Here is a 3179-nt window from a genome sequence, read left to right on the forward strand (position 1 = left end):
CCAGATTCTAATATAGAAATCTTGGTGAAATTAGAATCTTATAATCCAGGTGGTAGCATAAAAGATAGAATAGCTAAAAATATGATAGAAAAAGCAGAAAAGAATGGAAAGCTAAAACCTGGAGGTACAATTGTTGAACCAACAAGTGGAAATACAGGAATTGGTCTTGCGGTAATAGGAGCAGAAAGAGATTATAATGTAATTTTAGTAATGCCAGAAACAATGAGTATAGAAAGAAGATCTTTATTAAAAGCATTTGGAGCAGATTTGATTTTAACTCCAGGAAAACAAGGTATGAAGGGAGCTATTAATAAAGCAGAAGAACTAATTAATAATAATAAGTCATACTTTATGCCACGTCAATTTGATAATCAAGCCAATCCTGAAGCTCATATAAAATATACAGCCCAGGAAATAATAAATGATATAGATGGAAAAATTGACTTTTTTACTGCTGGAGTAGGAACCGGAGGAACAATCACTGGCATAGGCTCTGAATTAAAAAAGCTTAACAATAATACAAAAATTGTTGCAGTAGAACCAGAAAAATCCGCTGTTTTATCAGGTCAAAATCCAGGCCCTCACAAAATTCAGGGGATTGGTGCAGGTTTTATTCCCAATATTTTGGATAAATCAATTATCGATAGAATTATTACAATTGATAATAATGAAGCATATGAAACTACAAGGGAAATAGCTAAAAATGAAGGTCTTTTATTTGGAATTTCAGCAGGGGCCAATATAAAATCAGCTATAAAACTGGCCAAAGAACTAAAAGAAAAAGGAAAAAAAGGGAAAATTGTCACTGTGGCTCCAGATTCTGGAGAACGTTATCTTAGTGATGATCTATTTTAATAATGAAAAAAGTACAGCCTATTAACTTGCCTGGCTGTACTTTCTTTTTCTATACATTTCTGCTAATATCTTATCCAAACATTCTTCCATATCCTCCATCTTGTCTCCCATTGGATCAGGTAGATCATTATGATCTAAATCATCATCTACTTTTTCTCCATCTTTAATAACCACTCTACCAGGCACACCAACTACAGTTGAATTAGCAGGTACACTATCTAAAACAACTGAACTTGCTCCAACTTTTACATTATCACCAATCTCAATTGAACCTAAAATTTTAGCACCTGAGCCAATTGTAACTTCATTTCCGATTGTTGGGTGTCTTTTTCCTTTTTCTTTACCAGTTCCACCTAAAGTTACACCCTGATACATAGTAACATTATCCCCGATTTCAGCTGTTTCACCTATGACTACTCCCATACCATGGTCTATAAAAAATCCCTTTCCTATTTTTGCTCCTGGATGGATTTCAATACCAGTTAAAAATCTAGCAAATTGAGAAATAATTCTTGGAAAAGTTCTCAAACCTATTTTATATAATTTATGAGAAAAACGATGAAATATAGTTGCATGTAAACCAGAATATGTCAAAACAACTTCAAATATATTATTTACCGCTGGGTCTCTTTCAAAAATAGCTTTGATATCACTTTTTATTTCTTTAAATATTTCAAACATCAATATCACCTCTTTCTCTGAAGAAATTAAACATAAGTATTTTTGTCAAGTTTAGGTTATTATAACATAACATCTAGGAGTTGTAAATAATTTCATAGGAATAATTATTGATAAATTAAAATACAAAAATCCCCGGTAGTTTTAACCGAGGATTCCTTAATAAAATATTTTTATTTATTCATATTGGGCAGCATCAAATCCAATATCTGTTCTATAATGTACATCTTCGAAATGAACTTTTTCTACCATTTCATAAGTTTCATTAATTGCATCAAAAAGTCCTTTTTCTAAAACCGTAATCCCTAGAACTCTTCCTCCATCTGTTAAGAATTTTTCCCCTTCTTTTTTGGTTCCAGCATGGAAGACAAAAACATTATCATATTTATTTAATTCATCTAAACCGCTAATCTCTTTGTCAGTTTTATAACTTAAAGGATAACCTCCAGAAGTCAAAACAACACAAACCGCTGCTTCATCTTTTACCTCTACTTCTACATCTTCAAGATCTTCATCTACAACTTTTAACATTAAATCTACTAGATCATTTTTTAATCGGGGTAAAAGAACCTGAGTTTCAGGATCACCCAATCTGGCATTAAATTCAAGTACTTTTGGCCCCATTTCTGTCAACATAAGACCTGCATATAAAATACCTTTATATTTAATTCCCTCTTTTCTAAAAGCATCAATAGTAGGTTGAAGTATTTCATCTAAAATTTCCTGTTCTAATTCTTCACTTACAAAGGGAGTAGGTGAATAAGCTCCCATTCCACCAGTATTGGGACCCTCATCTCCATCAAAAACTGCTTTATGATCCTGAGCTGGAGCAAGTGGTACAATGTTTTCTCCATCAGTTAAACCCAGAAAAGAAACTTCCTCTCCTTTTAAGAAATCTTCTACTACAATTCTTTCACCAGCATCACCAAAAACTCTATCTTCCATAATTTTTTCAACTGCTTCTTCAGCCTCTTTTACAGTAGTAGCAATTACGACACCTTTCCCGCCTGCAAGTCCTTCAGCTTTTACAACAATAGGATAATTACAGGTTTTAAAATAATCTAAAGCAGCTTCTGCAGAATTAAACACTTCATATTCAGCAGTTGGAATATCATATTTTCTCAAAATATCTTTAGCAAAAACTTTACTACCTTCAATCTGAGATGCCTTTGCATTTGGACCAAAAATTGTTAAATCTCTTTTTTGAAATTCATTTACTATTCCGTTAACTAATGGTTTTTCTGGACCAACCACAGTTAGATCAATATCATTTTCTTCAACCCAATTAGCCAGGGAATCAATATCATCTGCTGAAATATCAACTCTTTCTGCTAAAGGAATCATCCCATCATTTCCTGGGGCTGCATATATTTCATCTACTAATTCACTCTGAAATATTTTCCAGACAAGAGCATGTTCCCGGCCACCACTTCCTACAACTAAAACCTTCATATCTTATCCTCCTCAAAAACTAATTTTTTATAATAGCTTCTTCTCGTCCTGGGCCAATACCTATAATAGAAATACGGGTATCAACCATATCTTCAATTTTTTCTATATATTTTTTTGCATTTTCAGGTAAATTTTCATATTCCCTAACTTTAGATATATCTTCATCCCAACCTTCAAATTTTTGATATACTGGT

General features: G+C 32.7%; 4 protein-coding genes. 1 reads left to right on the top strand and 3 read right to left on the bottom strand.

The genetic code is table 11. The features are described 5' to 3' along the window. On the top strand, positions 1-855 hold an 855-nt coding region (gene cysK / locus VJ881_10455), incomplete at its 5' end, for a cysteine synthase A (protein ID HKL76471.1). A 21-nt stretch (positions 856-876) separates the two neighbouring features. Here cysK and cysE read toward each other — a convergent pair. The 3 genes from cysE to VJ881_10470 form a co-directional block, all read right to left on the bottom strand. Continuing rightward, entirely contained in the window at positions 877-1527 is a 651-nt protein-coding gene (cysE, locus tag VJ881_10460) for a serine O-acetyltransferase (GenBank protein HKL76472.1), read from the bottom strand. A gap of 183 nt (positions 1528-1710) precedes the next feature. Beyond that, complete coding sequence (purD, locus tag VJ881_10465) at positions 1711-2985, bottom strand: phosphoribosylamine--glycine ligase (protein HKL76473.1); 1275 nt, start codon at positions 2983-2985, stop codon at positions 1711-1713. Positions 2986-3004: 19 nt separating this feature from the next. Continuing rightward, on the bottom strand, positions 3005-3179 hold a 175-nt coding region (locus tag VJ881_10470), incomplete at its 5' end, for an adenylosuccinate synthetase (GenBank protein HKL76474.1).

The sequence above is a fragment of the Halanaerobiales bacterium genome (genome assembly GCA_035270125.1).
Taxonomy (GTDB): domain Bacteria; phylum Bacillota; class Halanaerobiia; order Halanaerobiales; family DATFIM01; genus DATFIM01.

Excerpts from the sequence above, each read along its gene's own strand:
- purD (HKL76473.1), bottom strand. The coding sequence starts at position 2,985 with ATGAAGGTTTTAGTTGTAGGAAGTGGTGGCCGGGAACATGCTCTTGTC.